26 protein-coding genes and 1 pseudogene are annotated in these 24,182 nt (G+C 36.4%); 16 read left to right on the top strand and 11 right to left on the bottom strand.

All coding sequences use genetic code 11. The features are described from left to right. Positions 1 to 23: 23 nt before the first annotated feature. From D1868_RS03645 to D1868_RS03680, 8 genes are all read left to right on the top strand, one after another. Entirely contained in the window at positions 24 to 1,112 is a 1,089-nt protein-coding gene (locus D1868_RS03645; protein WP_156005655.1) for a VWA domain-containing protein, read from the top strand. A 38-nt stretch (positions 1,113 to 1,150) separates the two neighbouring features. Then, the gene (locus tag D1868_RS03650) at positions 1,151 to 1,822 is read left to right on the top strand and encodes a DsbA family oxidoreductase (RefSeq protein WP_156005657.1); all 672 of its coding nucleotides are present in this window, start codon (positions 1,151 to 1,153) and stop codon (positions 1,820 to 1,822) included. 160 nt (positions 1,823 to 1,982) lie between these two features. Next, positions 1,983 to 2,366, top strand: a complete 384-nt coding sequence (locus D1868_RS03655) for a CBS domain-containing protein (RefSeq protein ID WP_156005659.1) — start codon at positions 1,983 to 1,985, stop codon at positions 2,364 to 2,366. Positions 2,367 to 2,397: 31 nt separating this feature from the next. Further along, the gene (locus tag D1868_RS03660) at positions 2,398 to 3,030 is read left to right on the top strand and encodes a class I SAM-dependent methyltransferase (protein WP_156005661.1); all 633 of its coding nucleotides are present in this window, start codon (positions 2,398 to 2,400) and stop codon (positions 3,028 to 3,030) included. 119 nt (positions 3,031 to 3,149) lie between these two features. Further along, entirely contained in the window at positions 3,150 to 3,467 is a 318-nt protein-coding gene (locus D1868_RS03665) for a hypothetical protein (RefSeq protein WP_156005663.1), read from the top strand. 148 nt (positions 3,468 to 3,615) lie between these two features. Then, positions 3,616 to 5,220, top strand: a complete 1,605-nt coding sequence (thsA, locus tag D1868_RS03670) for a thermosome subunit alpha (RefSeq protein ID WP_156005665.1) — start codon at positions 3,616 to 3,618, stop codon at positions 5,218 to 5,220. A 52-nt stretch (positions 5,221 to 5,272) separates the two neighbouring features. Continuing rightward, positions 5,273 to 5,740 carry a hypothetical protein gene (locus D1868_RS03675; protein WP_156005667.1) on the top strand — a complete coding sequence of 156 codons (468 nt, stop codon included), beginning with the start codon at positions 5,273 to 5,275 and terminating at the stop codon, positions 5,738 to 5,740. A 38-nt stretch (positions 5,741 to 5,778) separates the two neighbouring features. Continuing rightward, positions 5,779 to 6,600 (top strand): isoaspartyl peptidase/L-asparaginase, encoded by an 822-nt coding sequence (locus D1868_RS03680; RefSeq protein WP_156005669.1) that lies wholly within the window; start codon positions 5,779 to 5,781, stop codon positions 6,598 to 6,600. A 73-nt stretch (positions 6,601 to 6,673) separates the two neighbouring features. On the opposite strand, the gene D1868_RS03685 is transcribed toward D1868_RS03680, so the two are convergent. Together D1868_RS03685 and D1868_RS03690 are read right to left on the bottom strand one after the other, a co-directional pair. Beyond that, a complete protein-coding gene (locus D1868_RS03685) occupies positions 6,674 to 7,369 on the bottom strand; it encodes an MBL fold metallo-hydrolase (protein ID WP_156005670.1) in 696 nt (231 codons plus the stop codon). Next, complete coding sequence (locus tag D1868_RS03690) at positions 7,338 to 8,489, bottom strand: peptidase U32 family protein (RefSeq protein ID WP_156005672.1); 1,152 nt, start codon at positions 8,487 to 8,489, stop codon at positions 7,338 to 7,340. The genes D1868_RS03685 and D1868_RS03690 overlap by 32 nt, the downstream gene beginning before the upstream one ends. Before the next feature lie 242 nt (positions 8,490 to 8,731). On the opposite strand from D1868_RS03690, the gene D1868_RS03695 reads away from it, so the two are divergent. Both D1868_RS03695 and D1868_RS03700 read left to right on the top strand, forming a co-directional pair. Then, the gene (locus D1868_RS03695; protein ID WP_156005674.1) at positions 8,732 to 9,847 is read left to right on the top strand and encodes an MFS transporter; all 1,116 of its coding nucleotides are present in this window, start codon (positions 8,732 to 8,734) and stop codon (positions 9,845 to 9,847) included. A gap of 110 nt (positions 9,848 to 9,957) precedes the next feature. After that, positions 9,958 to 10,431 (top strand): DUF2258 domain-containing protein, encoded by a 474-nt coding sequence (locus tag D1868_RS03700; protein WP_156005675.1) that lies wholly within the window; start codon positions 9,958 to 9,960, stop codon positions 10,429 to 10,431. 6 nt (positions 10,432 to 10,437) lie between these two features. On the opposite strand, the gene D1868_RS03705 is transcribed toward D1868_RS03700, so the two are convergent. Then, the gene (locus tag D1868_RS03705) at positions 10,438 to 10,704 is read right to left on the bottom strand and encodes a 50S ribosomal protein L13e (protein WP_156005677.1); all 267 of its coding nucleotides are present in this window, start codon (positions 10,702 to 10,704) and stop codon (positions 10,438 to 10,440) included. Positions 10,705 to 10,912: 208 nt separating this feature from the next. On the opposite strand from D1868_RS03705, the pseudogene D1868_RS03710 reads away from it, so the two are divergent. From D1868_RS03710 to D1868_RS03725, 4 genes and pseudogenes are all read left to right on the top strand, one after another. Continuing rightward, positions 10,913 to 11,450 (top strand): annotated as a pseudogene (locus D1868_RS03710) (IS6 family transposase); the annotation flags it as partial. A 313-nt stretch (positions 11,451 to 11,763) separates the two neighbouring features. Then, positions 11,764 to 12,723, top strand: coding sequence for an SPFH domain-containing protein (locus tag D1868_RS03715; RefSeq protein ID WP_156005679.1), 960 nt, complete (start codon positions 11,764 to 11,766; stop codon positions 12,721 to 12,723). Further along, positions 12,710 to 13,120: a hypothetical protein gene (locus D1868_RS03720; RefSeq protein WP_156005681.1), complete on the top strand. Its 411-nt coding sequence runs from the start codon at positions 12,710 to 12,712 to the stop codon at positions 13,118 to 13,120. The genes D1868_RS03715 and D1868_RS03720 overlap by 14 nt, the downstream gene beginning before the upstream one ends. A gap of 26 nt (positions 13,121 to 13,146) precedes the next feature. Beyond that, entirely contained in the window at positions 13,147 to 13,929 is a 783-nt protein-coding gene (locus D1868_RS03725) for an aldose 1-epimerase (protein ID WP_156005683.1), read from the top strand. Here D1868_RS03725 and D1868_RS03730 read toward each other — a convergent pair. Beyond that, entirely contained in the window at positions 13,899 to 14,432 is a 534-nt protein-coding gene (locus D1868_RS03730; RefSeq protein ID WP_156005685.1) for a hypothetical protein, read from the bottom strand. The two genes, D1868_RS03725 and D1868_RS03730, sit on opposite strands and share 31 nt — an antisense overlap. Before the next feature lie 36 nt (positions 14,433 to 14,468). Continuing rightward, on the bottom strand, positions 14,469 to 15,287 hold the full coding sequence (locus D1868_RS03735) for a cation diffusion facilitator family transporter (protein WP_196770272.1): 819 nt from the start codon (positions 15,285 to 15,287) through the stop codon (positions 14,469 to 14,471). Positions 15,288 to 15,510: 223 nt separating this feature from the next. Between D1868_RS03735 and D1868_RS03740 the strand changes: the two genes are divergently transcribed. Together D1868_RS03740 and D1868_RS03745 are read left to right on the top strand one after the other, a co-directional pair. Continuing rightward, positions 15,511 to 17,037 (top strand): APC family permease, encoded by a 1,527-nt coding sequence (locus tag D1868_RS03740; RefSeq protein ID WP_156005689.1) that lies wholly within the window; start codon positions 15,511 to 15,513, stop codon positions 17,035 to 17,037. 173 nt (positions 17,038 to 17,210) lie between these two features. Next, on the top strand, positions 17,211 to 17,540 hold the full coding sequence (locus D1868_RS03745) for a helix-turn-helix transcriptional regulator (RefSeq protein WP_156005691.1): 330 nt from the start codon (positions 17,211 to 17,213) through the stop codon (positions 17,538 to 17,540). Between the two features lie 9 nt (positions 17,541 to 17,549). Here the strand turns inward: D1868_RS03745 and D1868_RS03750 are convergent, their stop codons facing one another. The 6 genes from D1868_RS03750 to D1868_RS03775 all read right to left on the bottom strand — a co-directional run bounded on the left by D1868_RS03750 (position 17,550) and on the right by D1868_RS03775 (position 24,181). After that, the gene (locus D1868_RS03750) at positions 17,550 to 17,909 is read right to left on the bottom strand and encodes a DUF973 family protein (RefSeq protein WP_156005693.1); all 360 of its coding nucleotides are present in this window, start codon (positions 17,907 to 17,909) and stop codon (positions 17,550 to 17,552) included. A 58-nt stretch (positions 17,910 to 17,967) separates the two neighbouring features. Further along, positions 17,968 to 18,747: a hypothetical protein gene (locus tag D1868_RS03755; protein ID WP_156005695.1), complete on the bottom strand. Its 780-nt coding sequence runs from the start codon at positions 18,745 to 18,747 to the stop codon at positions 17,968 to 17,970. A 30-nt stretch (positions 18,748 to 18,777) separates the two neighbouring features. Then, positions 18,778 to 20,115, bottom strand: coding sequence for an ATP-binding protein (locus D1868_RS03760; RefSeq protein WP_156005697.1), 1,338 nt, complete (start codon positions 20,113 to 20,115; stop codon positions 18,778 to 18,780). Next, positions 20,112 to 20,621, bottom strand: coding sequence for a hypothetical protein (locus D1868_RS03765; RefSeq protein WP_156005700.1), 510 nt, complete (start codon positions 20,619 to 20,621; stop codon positions 20,112 to 20,114). Before D1868_RS03765 ends, D1868_RS03760 begins: the two co-directional genes overlap by 4 nt. A 71-nt stretch (positions 20,622 to 20,692) precedes the next feature. Further along, positions 20,693 to 23,425, bottom strand: a complete 2,733-nt coding sequence (locus D1868_RS03770) for a hypothetical protein (RefSeq protein WP_156005702.1) — start codon at positions 23,423 to 23,425, stop codon at positions 20,693 to 20,695. Between the two features lie 63 nt (positions 23,426 to 23,488). After that, on the bottom strand, positions 23,489 to 24,181 hold the full coding sequence (locus tag D1868_RS03775) for a class II glutamine amidotransferase (protein ID WP_231112460.1): 693 nt from the start codon (positions 24,179 to 24,181) through the stop codon (positions 23,489 to 23,491). Position 24,182: the final 1 nt, after the last annotated feature.

The following is a 24,182-nucleotide window of genomic DNA, read 5'->3' on the forward strand; positions in this document are numbered from 1 at the left end:
CTTACATAATATCTTATTCGGATATGACAATAAGTGTAAAGATCAAGAGCTCGACAAATTACGTCGCTTTCGATAAGCCTACAGAGGTAGATTTAATAATAAGAATAGTCCCCGAGACCTTCGTTAGATTTGCTGGAATTAACTACGTTATTCTAATAGACAATAGTCCTTCTATGAGGAAAGAAAACAAAATGCAAACAGCAATAGTTGCAGCGAATAAGCTTGCCAACGAGATTCCGTCAGGGAATTATCTTTCTATTTATTTATTCTCAAATGATCTAGAAAAACTTTATGAAGGACAAACCGGAACACCAATAAACATACCTATGGAGGTGAAAAAAGGATACACAACAAACTTCCATAAAGCAGTGACTAAGATACTAGATATAATTAAGGGATATTCTACTCCAGTAAAGCTCATTATTTTGTCTGACGGGAAGCCAACTGATAAGAGAAATGTTAAAGACTACGAGAATATACAAGTGCCCTCTCACGTTCAAATTATATCCATAGGTATCGGAAACGATTACAATGAGGCTATAATGAAGAGACTAGCAGACAAGGGTGCAGGTGTATACTATCATATTTTAGACCCCTCTCAATTACCAACATTGTTTGCTCAACAAAAAGTATCAGATGTAGCTGGGTACAATTTAGTAATAAATGTACCACCAAGTTTCGAAGTACTAAACTACGAAATGCCAGTCAATATACCGATTATAGATAAAGCAATTACTATTTATGCCGTAGGTAACGTTCCACCTGGAAATCAGCCAGTAGTTCTTACTGTGACCGGGAGCTACTACGACCCCGCCAGAGGAAGTATGATTCAGATAAATGAACCAATATATCTACAGAGAGCGAGTCATGAAATGGTACAACAGAATATAAACCAGAGCGTTGTAGCAGAAGTCAGGTATTTCAACCTCCTTAGACAATACGGAAACGCCCTTATGGTAGGAAATAATAAGGAGGCCACACAAATAGCTCAAGAACTCTTGAGTGCAGCTGAACAGACCAGGAGGGAAGACTTAATAGAAGAAACGAGAAAGTTAACCGGTGATAAAAAAACTGACTTATCTGAAATTACGAAGACGATGAGAAAACAGTAAATAGATGCTTTTTAAATCTTCACTGGTTTCTTAAACATATGATTAAGTTAACATTTTTCCATGATGTAATTTGTCCCTTCTGTTATATGACTTCTAAAAGGTTGAGAAAAGTTGTAAAGGAGTTTAAAGGAGAAGTAATAGTAAAGCACAAGGCTTTTGCAATAATTTCGTCATTAGAGGACTTAAAGGCTATAGCTCCTACTGAGGAAGATGCCAGACAAGTATTTCTTAATGAGTTCTCTATTTTGAAAAGATACATACCAGATTATGATCCTGAAAAGGTAATAGGTAAAGGAAAAATAAAGTACGTATGGTCTATTCCTCCTTTGATGGCGTGTAAGGCAGCGGAATTCCAAAAGGGTGATGAAGGACACTGGGAGTTTTTTGATAGAGCTCAAGATAAGTTCTTTCTTGAAGGCGAGGACATAACAGACGAAAAGGTACTAATATCTATAGCTGAGGAAATTGGATTGGACGTTAACAAGTTTAAAGAGGATCTGAATGCTAAGAGGACAAAACTAGCTGTGATAGAAGACGAAGAAGAGGCAAAAGCTATGGGAATTAGAGGAGTCCCTGCAATATTAGTTAATGACACTTGGTTAATAAGGGGAGTACAAGAGGAAAATTACTATCGAGCTGTTATAAAGGACATATTAGAACACGGAGAACCTAAGGAAATAAAGTTGAAAGCTTATTGGGAAAAAGACTAATATTTTTCTAGTCTGTTACAACACCTCTAGTCATTTTAAAAGTGAATTTTAGAATATGAAATAAACTACCAGTACTTTTTACATAGATAACATTATATCATGCTATTTTTGCTAAGGATCAAAAGGAAAGCTTATTTGGATAGAGAATAGATAATGACTTATGAAAACTGTTAAGAACTATATGTCGTCACCAGTATTTCAGGTTGAGGCAAATACCTCAATTCAAGAAGTATGTAAGTTAATGATGGAAAGAGAAGTAGGGTCTGTAATAATAACAGAGAATGGTGTACCAAAAGGTATCTTCACTGACAGAGATGCTGTAAAAGCGTTTTCGCTTGGTTTAAGCCCCAATGATGAAGTAAGACTCGCTTCAACGCTCGGTCACCTGATCACTGTAGATGAAGACACGGACCCCTTCACCGCAATTGATATTATGACAAAGAACAAGATCAGGCACTTACCAGTAAGGGATAAAAAAGGAAATATAATAGGAATGTTTGCTGTAACTGATATCTCAAAAGTAATGCACGATATGACCCCTTAACTTAAAAAATTCCAGTCGAAAATATTTTCAAATGAAAATAGTAACTTTGTTACCGTTATCAGCTAAGAATTTGAAAGAGGTAAATGAAGCAATAGTATCATCTTTAGATAACAAACATAAGTACGAACTTTTCTCCCTTTCTTACCAAAAGATATCCGTGGTGGGGCAAAGTAGCTATGATATGATCTTTTCTCCAGAACTTCTTGAGGGCGAAATGTCCCTATTACACATTCTTTCTCCTTTAGTTATCACTACAAACTCATCCTTATCTTTTCATACTCCCCGACTTAGGCCTTCATTAGAACTCGAATTAAAGGGAAAGAGTCTGTTGATTGGCTCACCTCTAATTGAAGGGTTAATAAGTGTTATTAGTGATGATTGCTTGTTGAGTGCAGACGAGGAGATAAGGGCTGTTTATCCTTTACCGTTTAGAGATGAAGCATTCGACAACGTAATTCTTTCCGAGATAATGGATTATGACTTAGCGAAAGAAGCTTATAGAGTTACTAAGAGAGGAGGGAAAGGGTTTATCATCGTTCCCTTTCATGTAGATCCTGTTAACGCCCTTAAGGTATTGTCAGTAAAGTTTAGAATAATCAACGCTATGGCAAAGAACCGCTTCTGGATTATTGAAGGAATTAAGAGTGACTCGAAGCGAGTGTAACTACCTACTGAAAATCCCGTCTTTTAGGGCTAGGACGTCAAGGTTTAACCACCTCATTTCTTCGACATTATTTTGAGAAAAGAAAACATTTTTAATTCTCGTACAGTTAGCAATACTAAATGGTCAAAGTATACAAGTACGGAGATTATTATTTTGCAGGAGTAAGTCACGTTATTCCAGGTTATTTGCAAGACGTAGTTTTCGTTTATAAACAAGGTAATAACTGGACTTCAATAAGTGCTGAGAAATTCAGAACTAATAATGGGTCTTTAATACAAATAGCCGAAAGAATAAAGTACGCTACTCACGAAGACGATATAGAAAAAGCTGTAGCAGAGTTAAAAAGGATGGGGATAAAAATCGAGCAAGTAGATAAACCGCCTTTTCCGCTAAAGATCTTAGAAGGGAAGAAGAAAATACAAGCGGAGTTCGACTAATCAGGCCCAGATTCAGTCATCATTTTTCAGTTCCGCAGAGACTCTTCATCTAGATATAGAGGTTATTCAGGGTTAATTAACAGACCTTTAAGCCCTGCTTGTTTTAATTCATCTTCGTTTAAATATAATGAATACGAGATTTAAAACCATGTCAGTATTGTTTAAGGAAGGAACTCAAAGAGAGAGTGGTATAGAAACAATAAAGTCAAACATTTTAGCAGTTAGGACATTAGCAGAGATGCTAAAGACTAGCTTGGGACCCAGAGGTATGGACAAGATGCTGATAAGTGGGACTTCTGACGTCACCGTAACTAACGACGGAGTTACGATAGTAAAGGAAATGGATGTTCAACACCCGGCAGCTAAGATAATAGTAGAGGCTGCTAAAGCACAAGATACACAAGTTGGTGACGGTACCACATCAGCCGTAGTACTAAGCGGTTTCTTAGCTGAACAAGCTGAAAAATTACTAGATCAGAAGATCCACCCGGTCACAATTATTGACGGGTATAAAAAAGCTCTTGAATTCTCACTTGAACTTGGAAAGAAGTTCGCCCTCAAAGTCAATCCAAATGACAGAAAGGTCTTATCTCAAATAGCATATACTGCACTTAGTAGTAAGTTCTTCTCCTCCTCTACTACTTTAAACAAGATCATAAACATCTCAATCGATGCTGTACTGAGCGTGGCCGAGAAAGTAGGAGACCAATACGTAATTGATATGTCAAACATTAAATTCGTGAAAAAGAGAGGAGAAAGTGCCGATGAAACAGAACTCGTAAAAGGATTCGTCTTAGATAAAGAGGTAGCTCATGAAGGGATGCCGAGAAGAGTTGAAAAGGCTAAAATTGCCGTAATAGATTTCGGCTTAGAAGTAGAAAAGCCAGAGATTTCAGCTAAAATGAGCTTTACCGATCCTGAACAGATAAGAGAGGCATTAGAAGAGCAGACAAAGTATGTCAAATCGCTTGTGGATACATTAGAAAAGCTCGGAGCCAAAGTAATCATAGGACAAAAAGGGATGGACGATATAGCATTATACTTCTTAGCAAAGAAGGGAATAATCGCAGTAAAGAACGTAAGTAGAAGTGATTTAGAGAAAGTAGCTAAGGCAGTTGGGGCTAAAATAATATCGTCAATTAAAGACGCTTCGCCTGACGACTTAGGCTATGCTGAAATTATAGAAGAAAGAAAAATTGGCAACTCGAAGGCAATATTTATTGAAGGGGCTAAAGACGCTAAAGCTGTTACAGTTTTAGTGAGAGGCTCCAGCGAGATAGTGATGGACGAAATCGAGAGAAGCTTCCAAGACTCAATAAATGCAGTTAAGAACGTTCTAAACTACCCGTACATAGTAGGCGGTGGAGGAGCTTACGAAGTTGAGCTTGCTATGAGATTAAGGGAGGAAGCTAAGAAAGTAGGAGGAAAAGAACAGCTAGCAATCGAGGCCTTTGCAGATGCATTAGAAGAAATAGCTACAACTTTAGCTGGAACCGCAGGGATTGACGAAATTGAAACTATAGTTCAGCTCAGGAACTTACATGCAAAGGGTTATAAATTCGCGGGAGTAAATGTAGAGAGTGGAAAGATAGAAGAAGACATGATGAAAATAAACGTCATTGACCCGTTAGTAGTAAAAGAAAGTATTCTAAAAAGCTCGGTAGAAGCTGTAACAGCATTATTAAAAATTGATGACTTCATAGCAGCAGCCCCCATGAAACAAAATCCACAACAGCAACAACCTTACGGTTAAATAATTAAGTCGTGAAAGAGTTTTTTATCTATAATATTGTATTATGCAGTTGATGAATAAGCTGGCTCTCATAGGAGTTATTCTAATTATCATCGGTTTAGTACTATTTGTACTAGATTCGACCGTAGCACCAACCTTAATAAAACCCTCAGTTAGTGGGAGCACAGTTATCCCTTCTAAAGGAGAATTCAGACTCCCATTAGCTGGAAATTCTATTACCGCTGTCCAATACAATTCTTCCGGAACGTTACAGCTAGAGAATCTACCCAGTACTTCCGTTAAAGAGAATTTGTCTCAGGGACATCTAGTAACAGTTGAAAACTTGAACTCAACTCCTAGCTACATCGTATTTTACAATCCGAATTCCTATAACGTTACCCTAACTTACAAGGAGTCAATTGTAAATATAGGACAAGCAGCGACTATAGGTATTCTGTTTATAGGGTCAATTGCCATGTTTATAGTAGGAGTAGTAATAGTAATATTTGGGTTTATAAGAGGTAGAAGGAGAGCATCATAATAAATAATAATATTTTGTTTACTTAATACTGTTCTCTCATGAGGTATAACAAACCCGTTTTAGCAGTACATGGTGGTGCTGGAGATTGGAGAAAAAGAGATAGTGAGAGAGCATTAAGCGAGATTAAGAAAGCATTAGAGATAGGGTTCGAACAGTTTAAGACGGGGACTTCAATTGAGGCTGTGGTCGAGGCTATAGCCTACATGGAAGATAGCGGAGTTTTTGATGCCGGAGTAGGAAGTGTGAAGAACCTAAAAGGGGAAGTAGAAATGGACGCAGGAATAATGCATGGTAACACTATGTCTGTAGGTGCAGTAGCCTCTACGAGGGCCAAAAACCCCATTAAGGAAGCGTTAAAAGTAATGAAACTTACTAAACACGTACTACTGGTAGGTGAAAGAGGAGACTTAACACTAAAAGAACTAATAGGTTCCAGCACAATATCTGGAGATACAGTAGGGGCAGTGGCTTTGGACAAAGACGGGAATTTGGTAGCAGGAACTAGTACTGGAGGAATTTCCGGTAAACTACCTGGGAGGGTAGGGGATTCTCCAATACCTGGTGCAGGTTATTATGCTACTGAAAGAGTTGCAGTTTCCTCTACGGGTATAGGGGAGATAATTCTGAAAATTTTACCCGCAAAAGAAGTAGATATCCTTGTTTCAATGGGGGTTAGGCTTGAAGATGCGATAAGGAGTGTCGTTAATAAAATAACTGACAGATTTGGAACGGATAACGTAGGGCTCATAGGTGTTGACTACAGAGGTTTCGTATCGGCTCATTATAATACAAAAGGTATGGCTAGGGGTGTAAAAGATCAACAAACCCTCCGTGCTTTCATATTCGAAGGAGAACTCTAATGAATTTCTATAATTTTACTTAGGAAGTGATCTCTTTACTTTTAAAATAAATTAACACTCGAGAATTATTATTTTAAAAATTAAATACTATATCGCCATGAAATGGTATGAGGTACTTGAATCTCATTGATAGCAATAATTTGAAAGAATTTACTGCTTTAACGTAATCCCAACAAAAGAACCTAAACGGAGGAGAAATCACTCCTCTTACGTTTTTTACCGCATCTCCAACAATCAGAATCTCTCCATTATATAATGCTATATGCCCTTGAGTGTGTCCAGGGACATGGAGAACTTTGAAGTCACCTAATTCTTCTCCTCCCTTTAGTTTAACATCAACATTTACTGGTGTAAACTCCATGGAATTTATCCTCTTAAGAGTGCTTTCGAATTCCTCTTTACTTACTTTTAATTCGTTCTTTACATCTTCATAAAATAAGTTAAAAGACTGCTCGTTTTTGGAAAGATATGGGACCTCGAGTTCGTGAGCGTAAACTTTAGCCTTTGAAAGTTTCCTTATCTCTTCAGCATTTCCAGAGTGATCTATGTGATAGTGAGTAATCACTATATCTGAAATATCTTCGATCGAATACCCGAACGATTTTAGACCATTTTCTATCATATTGAGGTATCCGGGTAGACCTGTATCTATAATCATTAACCCTCCTGATGGCCCATTCTCTATTACTGTTATATTATGATTAAGTACAGTTCCGAAAAAATTAGGTTCGAACAGTTCAATGATCCTTACTCCCTTCGTTAAGAGCATCTCTACCAAACCTCGGGATCAGATGTACTGGTGGTTTAATTTTAGGTAAGTTAATTTCGGAAAGTGGTTTTTCATTAACAGTAATCACTTTTTCCGCAATTATATCACAATATCTACAATCCTCACAACTTCTTGTTTCGCAAGAATTATATTTAAAATAAGATAACCAATTAGAGGGAAACTTGGTATTATCCACATAGACTTGTGTCAGAATGTCATAATCATTAGGTCCATTAATTTTCTTCATAACTGAAGGAACTGCCCTACCTTGAGGGTAACTAACTATATCTAATAAATTTCCGTCGTACTCACCTTCAGAATACGCTTTGACAGCCCTTATTATCCACTCAGTTTTCTTATTCCTACTCGCTATTTTAAATCTATCAATACCTATCTCTTCGTAATACTTTAAGTCCTCTGGTCTTATCCACCTCATTCTGATTATATTTGCTAAATCATTCCTCACGTCTGTTGCACAAAATAGGATTGGGTATTCGAACCAAATGCTATCATTAAACTCTGAGTTAGAGGTAATTGATGATATAATATCATGAGCTCTTCTATAAGGACAACCCCATAAACAAGAATTATTTACAATAAGCTCAATATCCACCTTATTTATAAATTTTGAAAGGGCGTTTAATAGTTCGAAGTTTCTATTATCATCCTCATGAAGAATTATGGTATCGGCTCCCATATTTACATACTCCTCAAATTCTCTGATGTTATAAACCCTAGAAAATGAGGATACAGAAACCTCGATATTGGGATACTCATCCTTTATGAGGTGAATAAGGAGGGGTAATGCGACTATAAAGCCGTCAACGCCTAGATTAACTAATTTCTCAATTTCCTTTTTTACTTCATCCATAAATTTTTGCGAATACTCTTTACCATTAAGTGTTGCTGAGTTCATCGTATAGAGAAATTTAATTCCAGCCCCGTGAGCAACACTTATGTGCTCTTTAAGTCTTTCATCATCTACTTTTGGTAAGACAAAAGAAGCCCTCCCATGACCCGTAATAGTTTTTGTCTTACTCCCGAAGATGTATTTAACGGGATATTTCCTTAATTCATCTATAAGTTTGTCATCAAAATTTGTCCCTACTACAAGTCTCATAAATAAGCTTAGAATTACCTTATTTTTAAAATTTTTTATTATTAACAGAGTTTATTAATAATTACATAGTAACTTTTTAAAGCTAGTTTATAAAGAGGAAGGTAAATACAACATAACGTTTTAATATTCGTTATTTTACAAAACTCGCAGAAAATGCTTTGTTGTGAGTGGTTTAGACAAAATTAGGTCTCACACTCTTTTCCTTCGTTAAACTATATATAGTCATATTGTAACAATTATTCGTGACTCTAAAGAATAAGGGAGAAGTACTGAAGATCTCTTTCTCAGCATTCTTTGCGGATTTAGGATATCAAGCAGCAGTCGGAGCCTTACCTATATTACTTGTAGTATACTTCAAAGCGCCAGTCGTTATCTATGGAATTGTAGAGGCTTTAAACTACGGTGGGGGGAGTTTAATCTCTCTATTGGGAGGATACATGGCAGATAAAATAGGAAGTAAAGTCATTGCAGTTATTGGCAACGCATTGATCATAATAGTATCCTTTACCGGATTATCTCAGAATTACGTAGAAGCTGCCATATTATTTGTAGCCGGATGGTGGTCACGGAACTTCAGGACTCCCGCAAGGAGGGCAATGTTGGCTGAAGTTACTTACGAAGAGGAGAGGAAGGAGGCCTACGGCATTTTACATTCTTTAGATATAGCAGGAGCAATGTTAGCTGTAACTTATTTGACGCTATCACTCTATTTCAACATATGGATAGGTTATGTGTTATTATTTACTGCAGTTCCTCTCACAATTTCTACGTTACTATTATTGATAGCGAAAGCAGGAAGAAAAAGTACAGCAAGGAAACCCAAAAAAACAGCCCTATTTCTAGTTATTTCTACCATGTTCTTTGGCTTCAGCCAGTATAGTTTCGGATTCCCAATACTTACAGCATACGATTTCTCACATAAAACCTACTTAGCTACTGTAACGTACGGAGTTTTCTTAGGTTTCTCTTCCCTTTTCGGATATATCTTCGGCAAGATAAGACTGGAGAGTTATAAAGGACTTGCTTTCTTAGGTTATTTATTGGCAAGTATAGCTACTCTGGGTTTTGCCCTTCTATCGTCAGGAGGTCTAATCTTCATATACTTGTTATCGGCAATAATGGGGATCGCTGTAGCGTCAACCGAGACTTTCGAACCCACGATTATGTCGAAACTAAGCCCAGAAGGTTTAGGCTCAGGCATGGGTGCTCTATCCTTCGGGAGGAGTATAGGACTCCTTATTGGAAATTCGTTAATGGGCTTTTTATACCAAATTAGTTATGTATACGCCTACTTATTTGCGTCAATAATGTCGTTCATTGCGTTCTTAATAGTCATTTATAAAGTTAGAGAGGGTTAAACAAATAGAGATTTTTCGTTTTAATTCTAACAATTAAAGGATTTTAGTTCTTTTTCCATAAAGATAGAATTCCACAATGTTTTAATTTTCCATAAAATATAATTATAAATATGGCAGAGGAATATTCAAGAGATCTTGAAAGAGCAGAAGAGTACGAGCAAACTACAGCTAGAGCAACAGCTCTAGGAAAAAACAAGATGGAATTAAGTACTGGGCTTATTATAGCTGCCAGATATGCAGACAAACTCAGGAGAGTCGCTCTAGTAGCTTTCAGTAAAATGGTTCCAAAGGAAGTAATTATTAGAGACATCGCAGAGTTAAATAAACAACTCTACGACAAAATCGTTAATGAAATGAAGCTTGACAAGCTTAGCGTGATTAAGATTATAGTAGATGCGGAATATGACGAACAGAATAATAAGTTAGTATTCTCTAATTTGAGGATTTTAAGGTATTATAATGAAGATGAAATTAAAACATTGTGTAAGAGTTATGAAGATAAGATAAAAGCATTAGAGGACGATATTCAGAACTTCAAGACAAAAGTAGCTCAAATAGAACAACTCCTGAAGTCAATGGAGTAAGATAGTTTACTGTTTCTTTCCTCCACTATTGCTCTTCTCCTCTTGTTTTTTGTTAATACTTTCAACATATTTTACTAATGCATCTACGTTCTCTTTGTGAACACTTTTCCTCCTCTTATCAATTCTTATATTTAATTTCTTAGCTTGTGGTAAAGTGAGCTTTGCTTCCTTTATTTCGCCTAGGCTAAACCCCCTTCCTTCTTTAGTTTCCTTTCTCTCATACTTATACTCGAAATGGTAGTTAGGCCTCTTGACGATAGGCCTAAGCTCCATATCAAGATAAATTATATACGTCTCACTTTAAAATTAACGTCGAAGTGAGTTTTAACTAAAGAACCTAACTTAAAAATATACATCATACTTTTCTACAGTGTCTAACTAAGCGAAGGAAGAAAAACAATCTGTAAATAAAATGAGTGCGTCCAACAATTTTGTTTTTCTATAAAATTTTAGTAGGGCGATAAGGTGGTAGTATTGGGAAATTAGTATGAGCAGTAAGTTGGAACCCCTAACCGCCCTAATGCTAAGTTATGTTTTTCATTAAACATTTCTCCTCGTTTTTACACTAAGGATGAGATTACCAGAGTATTATCGGCTTATTACTTCGGTCTTTCGTTGAAAAGACCTAACTTCACGTTAGCGAAGAGTGTCGTTCACTATCACTGGAAGAGGTTAGCTGACTACTCTTCATCCCTCATTCTCAGCGGTTATTACGCTGTGGACGAGACTGGGATTAAGGTGGTTAATAACTTGGTTTATTGGCTGTGGGAAGAGGTCTTGACACAAGGAGAGTAGTTGCAGTAGGGCTTTCCGAAACTAGAAGCGGATCAGACGTCATACTGCTTTTCGAGAGATTAAGCTTGAGAAGAATGGTAAAATACTTCATGGCGGTGGAACCGTAGCATAACATACTCTCTACTTTTGGTGTAAATCACGAGCATGAGACTTTCGGTTAGAGGAACTTGGTACAACAAGTGTTTAGGAGTTTCAAGTTAAGGCTCTCAAGTATGGATAAACACAAAACGTTAGTAAGGCTTCAATTCTGAGGTAGGTTAACACGTTGCCAACCTTATACAACAAGGTGAATGAAATTGTTGAACACACTGAATAAAATAAAATCATAAGTTATATAAATTAAATCATTACATGATAGACAATATATAAACGATAATTAAGCTATCTGAGACTAAATTGTTGAACATTTATAAATAACTACGAGTATAAATAACTACGAGACGTTCCTCTTAGGACAGCCATAGTATAAACCGTTTACACTTTACTTCAATAATGTTTTTAAACTCATAAGAGAATTTTAAAATCTGAAGAAGTGATATGTCAATTTCAATAAGAGGTCAGGTAATTTCTACTGAATTAGATAACGGATCTTCAGCAATGGCTCAGGATGTAATAATTTTCAGATATCCTAAAGAAAATATTACCTCAAAATCTATAATAATAGTACAACCAACTGAGAAATGTGTAGTGGTGATCCAAGGTCAAATAGCTGCTGAACTACCACCTGGAACTCATAACATACAATCACCAGCAAATCCGGTCTCAGCGTTTCTTTCTAAGTTCAGATATAACCAACTACCTTATGACACCATAGTATATTTCGTTTCTACTACACGACATGAAGTTAGGTTAACAGGTGTTAGTCAAACAGACGACCTTGTACCACTAGAATACGAAGTAGCTGTATATTTCAGAGTCCAGAACCCCTCATTGCTAATAACTAACGTTCAGTTCGGTGCTCAGTTTTTCAGAGACGCTGATCTAGCAGCCTATATATCACCCATAGTAGACCAAGAGGTAAGTCAAGTGTTAAATCATGTGAAGCTAATCGAAGTATTCAAGAAGTTTGGCGATATAACTACTGCCGTAACAGCCGGTCTCAAAACGTTCTTATCTGAGATAGGAATCGAGTTAATATCAGTAAGAATGATAAAGCTAATCCCTCAAGATCCCGAGCTCAGAAGGATCTTACAATTGAGAGATCTAGGTATTGAAATATACGATGCAGTAAGGTTAGGATTAGCGAGGCTTCTTGCTGAGAAAAGCGACCCTGCAAGCGTAAACATGGCTTTAGGCATACCTTATTTCCCAGAATTATCAACAATAGTAGTTAGCGGTGCACCGTACACTACAACCGGAGTAATGCTAGGGAATCAAGGAGGAAATACGCCAGGTGGACAATCCTCTGGAGGAACGAACCCCTCACTGTTCCAGGCGGCGATAAAACAAGTCTTCGGCGACGTAAAGACCAGTGGGACTAAAAATGATGAACAGTAGGGATCTAGGCTGGAACATAGCTTCAGGTATAGGTTTTTCTTTCGTATTAACCGTAATCATGGCGATCGTTGCTTTAGCCGTTAAACTTTTCTATCCACCGTCGATAATCTCAATCTCACCTATAATATCTCTTGTTATCACACCGGCTCTTGGAATAGTACAGTTAATAGTATTGGCTCTTAGCATAGCCTTTGTAACACCTATCAGGTCGAACTTAATTGCAAGAGAGCTTGGAGGAACTAGAAAATTAGGGTTCTACATAGGTGTGGGTTATTTAATATTTTCCATTCTACCCTATGCTTTTCACGTACCCTATATTCAGACGTATGTGGGATTAATAATTGCATACAACATAATTAACGGGACTGTCGGAGGCTTTGCCTCGTCAGTAAGTTAAAAAACTTTTTTACAATATATCTTCTCATGGAGATAAGGAAAGGCGACTCTAAGGCAGTCATTCTAGAGAAAGGTGCTTATTTGTTCAGCTTGACTTTGAAAGGTAAGGAAGTTTTACTTCAAGGAAAGGAGAGACAAACAAGAGGGGGAACGGCATTGCTGATACCGTTCGCTAATAGGATAAAGGGCGGAAAGTACACATGGAATGGAAAAGAATATTCATTACCAGTAAACTCTGAAGGAAATGCAATACATGGGCTAGTTATGGACAAAATATGGAAAATAACAAAATCAAGCGACACCAATGTATCGCTGTCATTACGCCTCGACTCTGAATATTATCCAACCACGTTAAAGGTTAATACTATCTACGAAATCGACTTTGACAGTATCCTTATCAGACTTCAAATAAACAACGTTGGTAACTCTAACGCACCGCTTACAGTAGGTTTTCACCCTTACTTTATTGTTAAGGGATTATGGGATCTAACCCCCAATAAGGGAAAGAAATGCGTAAGTATAAACAAAATACCTACTGGGGAGATGATTGAGGAAGATATAGACGGAACTAAGCAATATGATGATTGCTTTTATATGCCTGTTGAGGAGTTAGTGCTTTCCTCTGAGTACTCGGAGGTTAAAATAAATAAGAGAAATTTGGACTATGTGCAAATATACACTACCCAGAACGCAGTAGCAGTTGAGCCTATGAGCGGAGCTCCAGATGCTTACCATAACGGTATAGGTCTTAAGGTCATACAGCCTGGAGAAAAAGTTAACTACGAAGTAAAATTTGAATTGTTAAGATAAGGGGTTATTACCCTATTTTTGACAAGAAAGAGCTTTGCTGGGAGCTTGGACTCATAGAAAAACCTTAGGTTTTCTTCCTTATCGTCATAAACTTCGATGTCCCCCTTAAAAATAGAGATTATCTGGGCTTTCCATTCTTCATCCTTCATCTTCATTTCGTCATCTGTCCTACAAATGACTCCATTTACTATAAGGCCGTGCGATAGTAGGGAGAAATCAACATAACTCCTCACGGAACAATGCCTAGCCGTTAAAACAAAAACTTTATCCCCTTGTTTAATCCTTAGTTTCAGATACTCAATTAAATCGCCATTAGGCTCTGCTAAATAGTGGTATTTAGTATAGGCTAGAGAGTATATTGCACTCTTATCAGGCCTTTTCTCCTTTTTCACTTGTTCCCCCGTTAGTTTCTGGCCCCATAATTCAAGAGCTGCTTGTTCCACACAAGGGTCTGTATTGAAGAGAGTGTTATCGAAATCAACTAAAAGAATTTTGAATGACACTAGCCATCTTGTTCTCAATATTATTTAACTTTTTATTCAAAACTCGTGTTCGTGGAGAATATCACTCTCAAACTGTATAGTTACATGCGTAATATCGAATTTCTTTTTCAATATATCCTCTGCCATCTCTCTTTTCTTATCCAACTCGCTCAATGTAATATCAGGACTTTCCCTTACGTGTAGCGTAGCGATCCTAATGTGATTACATAAGTTCCAGACGTGTATATCGTCTATTTCCTTAAAAATTTGATTCAGATCTCTTTTCACTTCATTAACATTAACCGGAGAGCGTTCCATAAAGACATAATAAGAATTCTTTAAAACGTTAACAGAGAAAAATAGGATTACAGGAATCGTTAAAATTGCGGCAATTGGGTCTAGGAAGTAATATTTTGTAAATACTATTGCTAGTCCCGTTACAGCACCTATCAAGTATACTAAACTATCTTCAAAAGCATGAAATAAAATTCCGGTATTTTTGTCCTCATCTTCTCCGCTTTTTACTATTAGTAATGAAATAAAAAGGGACACTAATGAGGAGAGTAAAAGAATGTAAGGGTTATCAGTGACTCGATTAAGAAGGAATATAACAGCAAAAACGGCTCCTAGAGTTGCACCAATTATTACGGTAAAAATATTAAGTAAAGCACTCAGTACTTCTAATCTGTGAAGACCGTAAGTATACATTCCATCCCTCTTATTGACTACTTTAATGATATATGCAGAAATCGAGACTACTAGGGCATCAAGTAGTGCATGTATTGCTTCTGTTCCTAAAGTAACGCTCCTACCTACAAAAGCTGTAATAAGGGTTAGTATAAATATTGACCAAAACCCTAGTTCTGTTTTTCTCACAATCTTTTATCTCATTACAATTTTAAATACTTACTTTAGGGAAGTCCAAATGAACACAATTTTTAATTGTATACCGATAATGAGCTTGTATAATTTTTAATTTCTAATCGCACAATTAATCTCATTTTTTAATGAATGGTTACATAGGCTTATATCTTTATACACAATTATCTTGTCTTTGCTAATAAATGATTATATAGGCTTATATACTTTATATATAATGATGCCATTACGTAAAGAATTAGGCTTAATTGAACTTGTAGTTATAGGTATCGCTGGAGCAGTAGGGACTGGAGTCCTCTTTAGTTCAGCAGGTATGGCTGCAGCAGCAGGACCGGGTGTAGTGTTGGGATGGATATTGGGATCGATCTTCTACTTCTTTGTAAGCTTCACTTACGTTGAGTTATCCTTAACTTATCCTGAAGCTGGAGGCCCTTCAAGATATGCTTTGTATAGCCACGGAAGAGTAACAAATTTCATAAACGCCATGGCTGACTTGATCTGGTACCTTTTCATACCACCCATCGAGGCCTTAGCCGTAGTAGAAGGTTTAGATTTCTTTTACCCTAGTTTGATCAACCAACAAACTGGTGTACCTACATTACAAGGAGTTATGTTAGGAGTTATCCTACTCTTATTATTCGTTCCATTTAATTATTTCGGTGTAAAATTTTTTGGAAGGTCAACTTTAGCTTTCGGTATTATTAAACTTATCATGTACGTTGCTGTAGCTATAGGAGTTGTATTCGTATCGTTTAACGTTAGCAACTTCACTTCTTACGGTTTCTTACCTTTCGGAATAGCAGGAGTTTTTTCAGCAGTCCCCCTTGCAATGTTCGCGTTCGGAGGGATAAGAGTTTTACCGGATTATGCTGAAGAGACTAAAAACCCAGATAAGCTTAAAGAGGGGATAATCTTGACGGTATTAGGACAATCCCTAATTTATGTACTGTTCGCAGTTGCATTTGTAGGAGCGATTAACTGGAGCGGACTGGGAATTAAAGAGGGAGATTGGTCCGCTTTGTCGTCTCTTCCCGGAAATCCCTTTATAGATATTGCTTCATCATATCACGCCAATACGTTATTACTGCTTACGGTTATAATAGGGATTATAGGACCTTTTGTTACAGGCTATATATACTTGGGAGCGGGTACCAGAGTGTTATTTGCTATGGGGAGGTCAGGATACGTCCCGAAAGTGATGGAAGATTTGCATCAAAAGTACGCAATACCCTCTTGGGCCTTATTAGTCTTTGCGATAGTAGGAGCAATAGTAACGTACATTTCTTCACCCTTACCAACCATTTACGGCTTAATTACTGATTCAGTAATAGCCGGTTACCTCGGTTTTTCAGTTAATCCAGTAGCCATGATGGTATTGAGGAAGCAAGGCATATCTAGGAAAATCATTCCGGGAGGTAGCATTATTGCTGCAATAGCTTTTGCTTCAGCTTCACTAATTGTCTTCTGGTCGGGTTGGCCTCAAGTCCCTTATGCAGTCTTACTACTTACTATAGGCTCAGTAATATTTGGAGTTATTTACAAGATAAAGGAGAACTTCACTAACTCTTTATGGTATATATTTTATATAGCGTTCCTTACAGTAATGTCTTATATAGGATCTGATGGTGCATTAAACCTTATCAATTTCTATTTAGCGTCAGCTATAGTAGCAATAGTTTCAGTAGCACTATTCTTCCCCTTGGGAATTATTTCCAGTATGAAAGAGGTGAGGACTAAACAGAATTAATCAAGTTAAACATCTATATCCCTTTCTCATTTATGTCAAACTAATACGGCTAAATCTTTTATTAAATAGATTTTTCTTAATATTAGAGTAGACTATTTAAGAAATACCTATTGAAATTTTTGACCACTTTGCCAAAAAATTATAATATAGTACAATCTAATCTTTTCACATATATGAAAGGAGAACGAATGATAATATTGCGAGGACTGCTGCCAGTTTTTGTCTCATTTATAATCTACAAAAGGGGAAAAAGAGCAAGAGCAGCAGATATAGTAAAAGATTTACAGTGCTTATACGGAAAACCTATACCAAAGAGCCTGGTCTTCACGACCCTGAAACGATTGATAAGATATGGGGTAGTTGAAAAAGAGACTGACGGAAATAGAACCTTTTATATCTTAAATGAGGACGGTGAAGTATTTTTAATTAGACATATTGAGATTTTAAAGAATTTAAATGTGGTCATACAAAAAGTAATAAAAGAAATGGAAAATAACGGATAATTTTGTTAATTACGCTAAAACAACCGCTGGAATGCCTACAGTATCATTATCGGCTGTTATTAGCATAACTATAACTCTCTCTCCTACCCTTAATGAGTTGAGCATACTAGAAAAATATATCGTTACCTCATTATATCCCTTCATCAAATACCGTGGATTAATAACTTGAGAGGTATAGGAGGTACCGTCTATTTGTGCTGACAGTAAATAGACTTGCCCTAAAGAATACAAATGTAACCTTACCATTCCGTTTAGGTAAACTTCACCCACTTTCACGTATTTCACTAAATTTGCTTGAGAAGATGGTTGAGTAGAAGTTGGATTATTATTATAGGGAGTGTAATTATACTGGGTATTAGAGTTACTCATAATTAATTATTTAGTTTTGAAGCACATTATTAAATTTTATCTGAGTATTCTAAAAGACTTATCTCATCTCATTCACCAATTTATACTTACCGTCTTGTATAACTAAGTTAGCATTAGTATACTTTTCCTCTGCCGTCAAGATCGCGTCAATATTTCTCTTAGTATCACCGCCTAGCACTTTGTAACAATTTCTTAGGTCTTTAATCATCATAAATTTTAACAAGGCCAAATCTGGCGGAGAGACCTCATTGCATTCAAACTTAGCGAAATCCCTTTCGAATATTCCTCCCTTTTGGATAATTAATGAGAGGATTGGATAGTAATAGTTACAATCAACAATTTTTATTGGTTTTAATACCTCCCCTACATACATAATAACGTTTGTCAAGCACTTTTCGTCCCACACATCTACTTCAATCAGATCGTTAATAATCAACTTTCCGTCCCTCTCAAAGTACTCAACCTTTCTTACACCAAAATTCAAAACTTTTTGAAGTTTATCTAAGTTCTCACCATGATATATCACTATACTAGGGGTTTGACTTTCCACAATTTTAAACAGTCTTTTTATACATTTTAATACAGCCTTAGGATCTGCATAGACATAGAACTCCTTTCCAAGTTCCTCTTCGATTATCATAACTCCGTTTTTGTTGATTTTTATCGTAGCCCTTTTGTGACTTAAATCCACTAAGCTCTTTACGTCCTCCACGTCCAACATTTCAGCGGTAATAATTCTCAGACTCCCAACATCTAGTTCCAATTCACCTAATAGTTTCAATGGAATTTTAAGAGCCTCAGCTACTTCAATTAGCCTGATTATCCTTTCGTCAATCACAATAGGAAATGTGAAAACATGGTAAAAACGTTATGTCACAACTTCAGAGTTGGTTACATTTTGTGATAGTAAAATATTTTTTAATAATCCCCTTACTTTCTCCTCTAAGATAACAGTATCCCCACGGATCATTCTCACAACTTCTAACGTTGATAATTCTACGCTGTCTATACCTTCTAACGATATTTTTCCATTGGTTATAACGAATCTCTTAGCGACTTTATAATCCTTTTTATCATGCTCTATAACGTTGATGAAAGGTAACAATTGGATCTCCGAGTCAACTTCTTGATTATTCATTAACTTCACTAATCCTATATAAGCGTATTCACCATAAATGAAGAATAGACCTACCGTGATATTTTTCCCTTTCACTTCCACTCTCTTACCTCTAGGGTGAACATATGTTATATCGTATTCCTTAGCTAAGTTTGCTAATTCCTCTCTTATCATTTTCTCTAAAGTTTTTGAATCTGTTTCTATATCTTTAAGAGTATAGGAGTTCCTAACTTTCTCCTTTACACAACTTAACTCCTCATTCCCACAATCATTTACTGCTTTGTCAACTTCATTTTTGACATATTGTAGGATCGAACTGACGGTATTGAGTTCTTTACCGTTCCACATGGATAGGACTATTGGATATAATTCTTCACTTAGTGGTTTGCAGTAAACCTCGATGATTTCCTTTATATCATCCGCAGTTAATGCACTATCAAGGCTTATCCTACTCTCGTCAAGTCTTCTCCTTATAGCTAGGTCTGTGACCTTGTTATAAGCATCTGTAGGTATAGCCATTAAGACCGGTACAGCTAGACCTGAGTTTATAAGCCTATGAATTTTAGGTAAGTGTGAGTCTCTAACTTCATCTATAAATAATACCACGTCAGTTACTGACTTTAGATCCCCTATAAGTTTAAGCATACCGTCGAAATCTCTCGTGTAATTTATGCAATATAACCTGATCAAGGGGTCATTCAGTTTGTCGCAAAGATCTTCTAAATGCTTCTCAAACTTTATGCCTCTAATCCTCTTAAAGAATGTGTAACCGTACTTCTTCTTATCCATTTTAGGGAGTACTATCTCTCTAAGCTTAAACTTGTCTACTTTACTCCAGAACTCGTCTTCTATCTCGTTTTTGCTGGCTAGATCAAGGAAGAATGTGAACATCTTGTCTTTACACGACTCTTCAGCCTTCCTAAGTATCGTAGTTTTTCCCATCCCAGGTTGTCCAATGATCGACGCAACGTCCTTAGAGCTTATTATCTCCAACGATTTATTTAAGTACTGCCTATAAGTAGGGCCTGCTAATACTATCTTATCGGAAGACCAAGTAGTTACAGTTACTTTAGGTATATTACATATCATTTCCCATTACCCCTCTTTCTTATAATCCCGTAAACTACACCTTTCTTTACTAAACCCTCCTCACCTCCTGCTATGAGGTCGTATAAAGACTCTATGTGGTTCTTAAACTTAGAGTAAAATTCTTCCTTAGGTAATCCCAACTCAACCCTTATTGATTGAAGGGAAGCATACCCTAAATTGTCCTTTATTTCATCGTAAATTTTGTCAAAATGGGAATAGTCTATCTTAGACTTTTCGTTTACTAGATCTTCTAACCTCTTTAACTCTTCCTTTATTTCCTTAAGCATATTAAGAATTTGAGTTATCGGATCGGTTTTAACTGGCACGTAAGCCTTACCACCTCCAACTTCGTATCTCCTTATCAAGCCCTCCCCTTCCATTTGCTTAAGAAGCTCCTCAAGCACCTCCGGTCTCTCCTTTATCTTCTTTTTTATTTTAGAAAAGGCGATGGGTTTGCCGTCATATAATTCCTGAAGAACAGTTAATAGTTGTTCCTTAGTAATCATAATTCTTAGCTTAACTTAGTCTTTATAAAAACGTAAAGGTATATAATACTCTCTCTCCGTGTTAAACCAGATTATAGTACAATCCCATTTTCCCTTTCATCTCTCCTGCCTAAAGTCAGAAGTCCTAGCTTTATTGAGCCTGGCTTAAACTTATTACTAGTGATTACTGACGGATTTACCATAGGCTGTATATTTACACATATAAACGCCAAACCTTGACTCTTAGCATTGTCTATGATGTCTATAATGATATTGAGGGCTGAGGTATAGTGGGTGTTAAAGATTTTGTTAAAGTTTTCTACAAACTTCTTCTCATCATCTATAAGCTTTACAACTTCCTCAGCTTGGGGAAACTTTAACGTTACTATAATTTCAGGATGTTCGTTCCCCTCATGCTCAAGATAGACTTGTTCTCTCTTTACCGTAATTTTGTGACCGTGATGGCTTAAGCTGAAACAATCTTCTAAAGTTATGATAGGTGTGGTAAATGAGAACAATTCAAAATTTTTTCTAGTTACTATTATAGTCCTATTATTAACTGTTATTGTATTTCTATCTGGCACGTAGATTATTATAGGTAGAGCCACATTCCTAAAAGTCTCATAATCCGTAGATTTCAAACCTAGAGAACCTTGAGAAGAAACCGGAAAAGGTAAGCCACAATCGATCTCATTTATCATCGATACAAATTCCTCAGCGTTAAATTTGGATGGTATCTCGTTTTCAGGCGGGAGCCTCAGACCTCTTATCAACGTGTTTAGCATATACTGCCTAAATAAAGGCAATATTACATCTTTACCTCTCTTTCCGTGTCTTGTTAAGTGTTTATAGTAGAAATCGATCAATCCCTCCATACTAGTTGTAGCACTCCTTATCTCAGACTTTGTGACGTTAGCCTTATTTACACCGAGAAGATAAAAACGACTTTTACTGACTTTAATCCCGTTTACCTCCAATAATTTTATGAAATAAGCATCCCTTAAAGTTAGAATAAGATCATAAATAAACTTCTCTCTATTGTCGTCGTATAAAAGCCTGAGAATATTTCTTGTAAACGAGGATCTAGGGTTATAACATATTCTTTCTAATAATGCATAAACTCTGTGCATATCGTACTTTAACTTAGCACTAGTAATTGCGAACGCTTTTATGGAGAGTTCTGCTATTTTTCTTACGTCGGGCTTTTGCTGAGTTTTATTGTTAAAGAAAATGGTTACTATTAAGTCATTAAGAAGCCTCATCAGAAACTCGTGTCTAACATCTAGTTGTTTAACAACATTTATGTCTAACTCGTTCACTCGTTCAATTATGTTCCTAACAGTGTTTATGGCTTTCTCAATCCCGCCTAAGAGGATCAAACTGCCGTCTAAAAGAATATTTACAAATAAATCCCCTAATCCGTAGTAAACTTTACACCCCAACTGTTCCTCCACGAAAGGTATTGAAAACAAGTAACTACCTTCACGTTGAAGTAAAAGACTGCTAAATGGAAAATAATAGTGAGAATTCTGACAATCCGAACTCGTAAGTTCGTATATTGTCTTTGAGAAATAAAACGAAGGGGTATCGTAATTGAATTTCTCTCCTAATAATTTTTCTAGTATTTTTGACTGATATTTTCTAATCTTCTCTACTTGATATTCCTTAAAATTCTTTAATAATATCAATGATGACTCTTTTTCATTTCTATTTACTGTTTCTATTAATTCTTTTAGAAAGTCTGACGTAATTATAGGAGTTATTAACAGGTAAAAATCTCCTTGTTTTACAAGAGTCAAATCTTCTACCCTTATATAGCCAACATCATTCACAAATTCTTTTCTAGATATAATATCCAAATAGTCTTTAACATATTCCTTTATCCTTTCTGGTGGAGCTACAAACATATTTATGAATAATTTCTCTGTTCCGCCTACGTACTCAGCTTGTTTACCTACAATATAAACTGGGATAAACTCTGTGAAGAAGTCTAAAAGCTCTTCGAAGAATATAGCTGAAAAGGACTTATCCAACGTCTCTGTAATTGATTTGGTTCCTACTAAAATGAGGTATTCGTCCGGTCTATTTGGTTTTAACTCACTTATCAACTGATCTAACTCATCTCTCAAAGCGTTGAGACAGGTTAATTCCTCACGCTTTCCCGTATTAGGAACTCTACAAGGCCTATATAATGTCTTACCCATATCTTTAAGTTCGCCTTTTTCGAATTTGTAAACATTTAGCGGATATCCTGATGCATAGTTCAATATACTCCCTACTATCGATTGATAGAACTGATTATCAAAGACTTTCGACGTAATATATTGCACTCTTATGTCTTGGATTAAATAAAATCTTTCTATAAATTCTATCCTACTCTCCTTGGGATTTTCCATCCTCAGCTCAAAAAGAAACTTATGCGTACCGCTCTCCCTTATGACAATCGGGACGTAGAAGGCTACAACTACCAAATATCTCTTCCCTTGTATATTAACGTGGTACCTCGCCTCATTAGTAGGTCTAGTAAGTTTTATTTTCCTAATAGACCTTGATTGTGCTACGCCTTCAATTTCACCCTCCAGTTTAAAGTACAATCTCATTTGATCCGAGTTAGAGTCAACATCTCTTAAGACAAGATAGAATTCATTTGGGAGGTTTACGATTTCAGGAATATTGATCTCTATTTCGGATTCTCTGGGCTCATCCATACTTGTGGGATAATTAACGAGAAATGTAGACGATGTATATACGTTTACTCCCTCGATAGGGATCCTCAATTTTTTAGTAGATGAACGAGTATGATCAAAGATCTTGATAATATCCATAACATATACTCTCTCAAAAAATAATACTATAAACTTTGTTCACATAGAGCATTCATAAGGCATCTATAGTTCCCCTAATGAACCGAACACCACTTCGTCTCCACTTTCGCAGAAATAAGATAAGGAAGAAGAAAACACTACGTTCTCTCTTCGGTAGAGTTTATAATACTCATTATGTATACCTTTCTTTTTCACGTAATCTTCGTTGTAAAAATTGACGTAGAGGAGTTGTGGTGTTCCTTTCTCCCTAGGAATCCTCAGGATGAATAAGTTTAGTGCACTCTTAGTAAACTCCTTTAATTTATCTATAGACTCTTTACTTAATCCTTCCCTGACGAGAAATTTTCCTATGAGTTCAGAGTCCACCATAAACTGGGTGTCTATTCCCAAATATTTCCCTAAAGAAAACTTATCAACACTACCATTGTGAGCAAAATAGAGTAGCTCATGTGGGGTAGACTCTATGTAAGGGTGAGAGAACTTCGAGTCGACTAATTCTTTCTGAGAAGCTAACCTAGCGTGTATGATCGCCCAAACCTGACCTTCTAAAATATCTAATATTTTCCACAATTTATTATCAGAAAAGATCGGCAAACTACTTCTGTAGTGAATTAAGGTTCCGCTGTCACTATACACGACTATACCCCACCCATCGCCATGAACATCGCCAGTAATAGGATCCTTTTCTGCTGCCTTTACAAGACAAGAGACATAATTTTTCAACTCCTCCTTGCTTTTTCCTTTGTATGCAAGCATC

Source organism: Stygiolobus azoricus, assembly GCF_009729035.1.
Taxonomy (GTDB): Archaea; Thermoproteota; Thermoprotei_A; order Sulfolobales; family Sulfolobaceae; genus Stygiolobus; species Stygiolobus azoricus.

Coding starts and splice junctions, on each gene's coding strand:
- D1868_RS03645 (WP_156005655.1), top strand. CDS start 24: ATGACAATAAGTGTAAAGATCAAGAGCTCGACAAATTACGTCGCTTTC.
- D1868_RS03650 (WP_156005657.1), top strand. CDS start 1,151: ATGATTAAGTTAACATTTTTCCATGATGTAATTTGTCCCTTCTGTTAT.
- D1868_RS03655 (WP_156005659.1), top strand. CDS start 1,983: ATGAAAACTGTTAAGAACTATATGTCGTCACCAGTATTTCAGGTTGAG.
- D1868_RS03660 (WP_156005661.1), top strand. CDS start 2,398: ATGAAAATAGTAACTTTGTTACCGTTATCAGCTAAGAATTTGAAAGAG.
- D1868_RS03665 (WP_156005663.1), top strand. CDS start 3,150: ATGGTCAAAGTATACAAGTACGGAGATTATTATTTTGCAGGAGTAAGT.
- thsA (WP_156005665.1), top strand. CDS start 3,616: ATGTCAGTATTGTTTAAGGAAGGAACTCAAAGAGAGAGTGGTATAGAA.
- D1868_RS03675 (WP_156005667.1), top strand. CDS start 5,273: ATGAATAAGCTGGCTCTCATAGGAGTTATTCTAATTATCATCGGTTTA.
- D1868_RS03680 (WP_156005669.1), top strand. CDS start 5,779: ATGAGGTATAACAAACCCGTTTTAGCAGTACATGGTGGTGCTGGAGAT.
- D1868_RS03685 (WP_156005670.1), bottom strand. CDS start 7,369: ATGCTCTTAACGAAGGGAGTAAGGATCATTGAACTGTTCGAACCTAAT.
- D1868_RS03690 (WP_156005672.1), bottom strand. CDS start 8,489: ATGAGACTTGTAGTAGGGACAAATTTTGATGACAAACTTATAGATGAA.
- D1868_RS03700 (WP_156005675.1), top strand. CDS start 9,958: ATGGCAGAGGAATATTCAAGAGATCTTGAAAGAGCAGAAGAGTACGAG.
- D1868_RS03705 (WP_156005677.1), bottom strand. CDS start 10,704: ATGGAGCTTAGGCCTATCGTCAAGAGGCCTAACTACCATTTCGAGTAT.
- D1868_RS03715 (WP_156005679.1), top strand. CDS start 11,764: ATGTCAATTTCAATAAGAGGTCAGGTAATTTCTACTGAATTAGATAAC.
- D1868_RS03720 (WP_156005681.1), top strand. CDS start 12,710: ATGATGAACAGTAGGGATCTAGGCTGGAACATAGCTTCAGGTATAGGT.
- D1868_RS03725 (WP_156005683.1), top strand. CDS start 13,147: ATGGAGATAAGGAAAGGCGACTCTAAGGCAGTCATTCTAGAGAAAGGT.
- D1868_RS03740 (WP_156005689.1), top strand. CDS start 15,511: ATGCCATTACGTAAAGAATTAGGCTTAATTGAACTTGTAGTTATAGGT.
- D1868_RS03745 (WP_156005691.1), top strand. CDS start 17,211: ATGAAAGGAGAACGAATGATAATATTGCGAGGACTGCTGCCAGTTTTT.
- D1868_RS03750 (WP_156005693.1), bottom strand. CDS start 17,909: ATGAGTAACTCTAATACCCAGTATAATTACACTCCCTATAATAATAAT.
- D1868_RS03760 (WP_156005697.1), bottom strand. CDS start 20,115: ATGATATGTAATATACCTAAAGTAACTGTAACTACTTGGTCTTCCGAT.
- D1868_RS03765 (WP_156005700.1), bottom strand. CDS start 20,621: ATGATTACTAAGGAACAACTATTAACTGTTCTTCAGGAATTATATGAC.
- D1868_RS03770 (WP_156005702.1), bottom strand. CDS start 23,425: ATGGATATTATCAAGATCTTTGATCATACTCGTTCATCTACTAAAAAA.
- D1868_RS03775 (WP_231112460.1), bottom strand. CDS start 24,181: ATGCTTGCATACAAAGGAAAAAGCAAGGAGGAGTTGAAAAATTATGTC.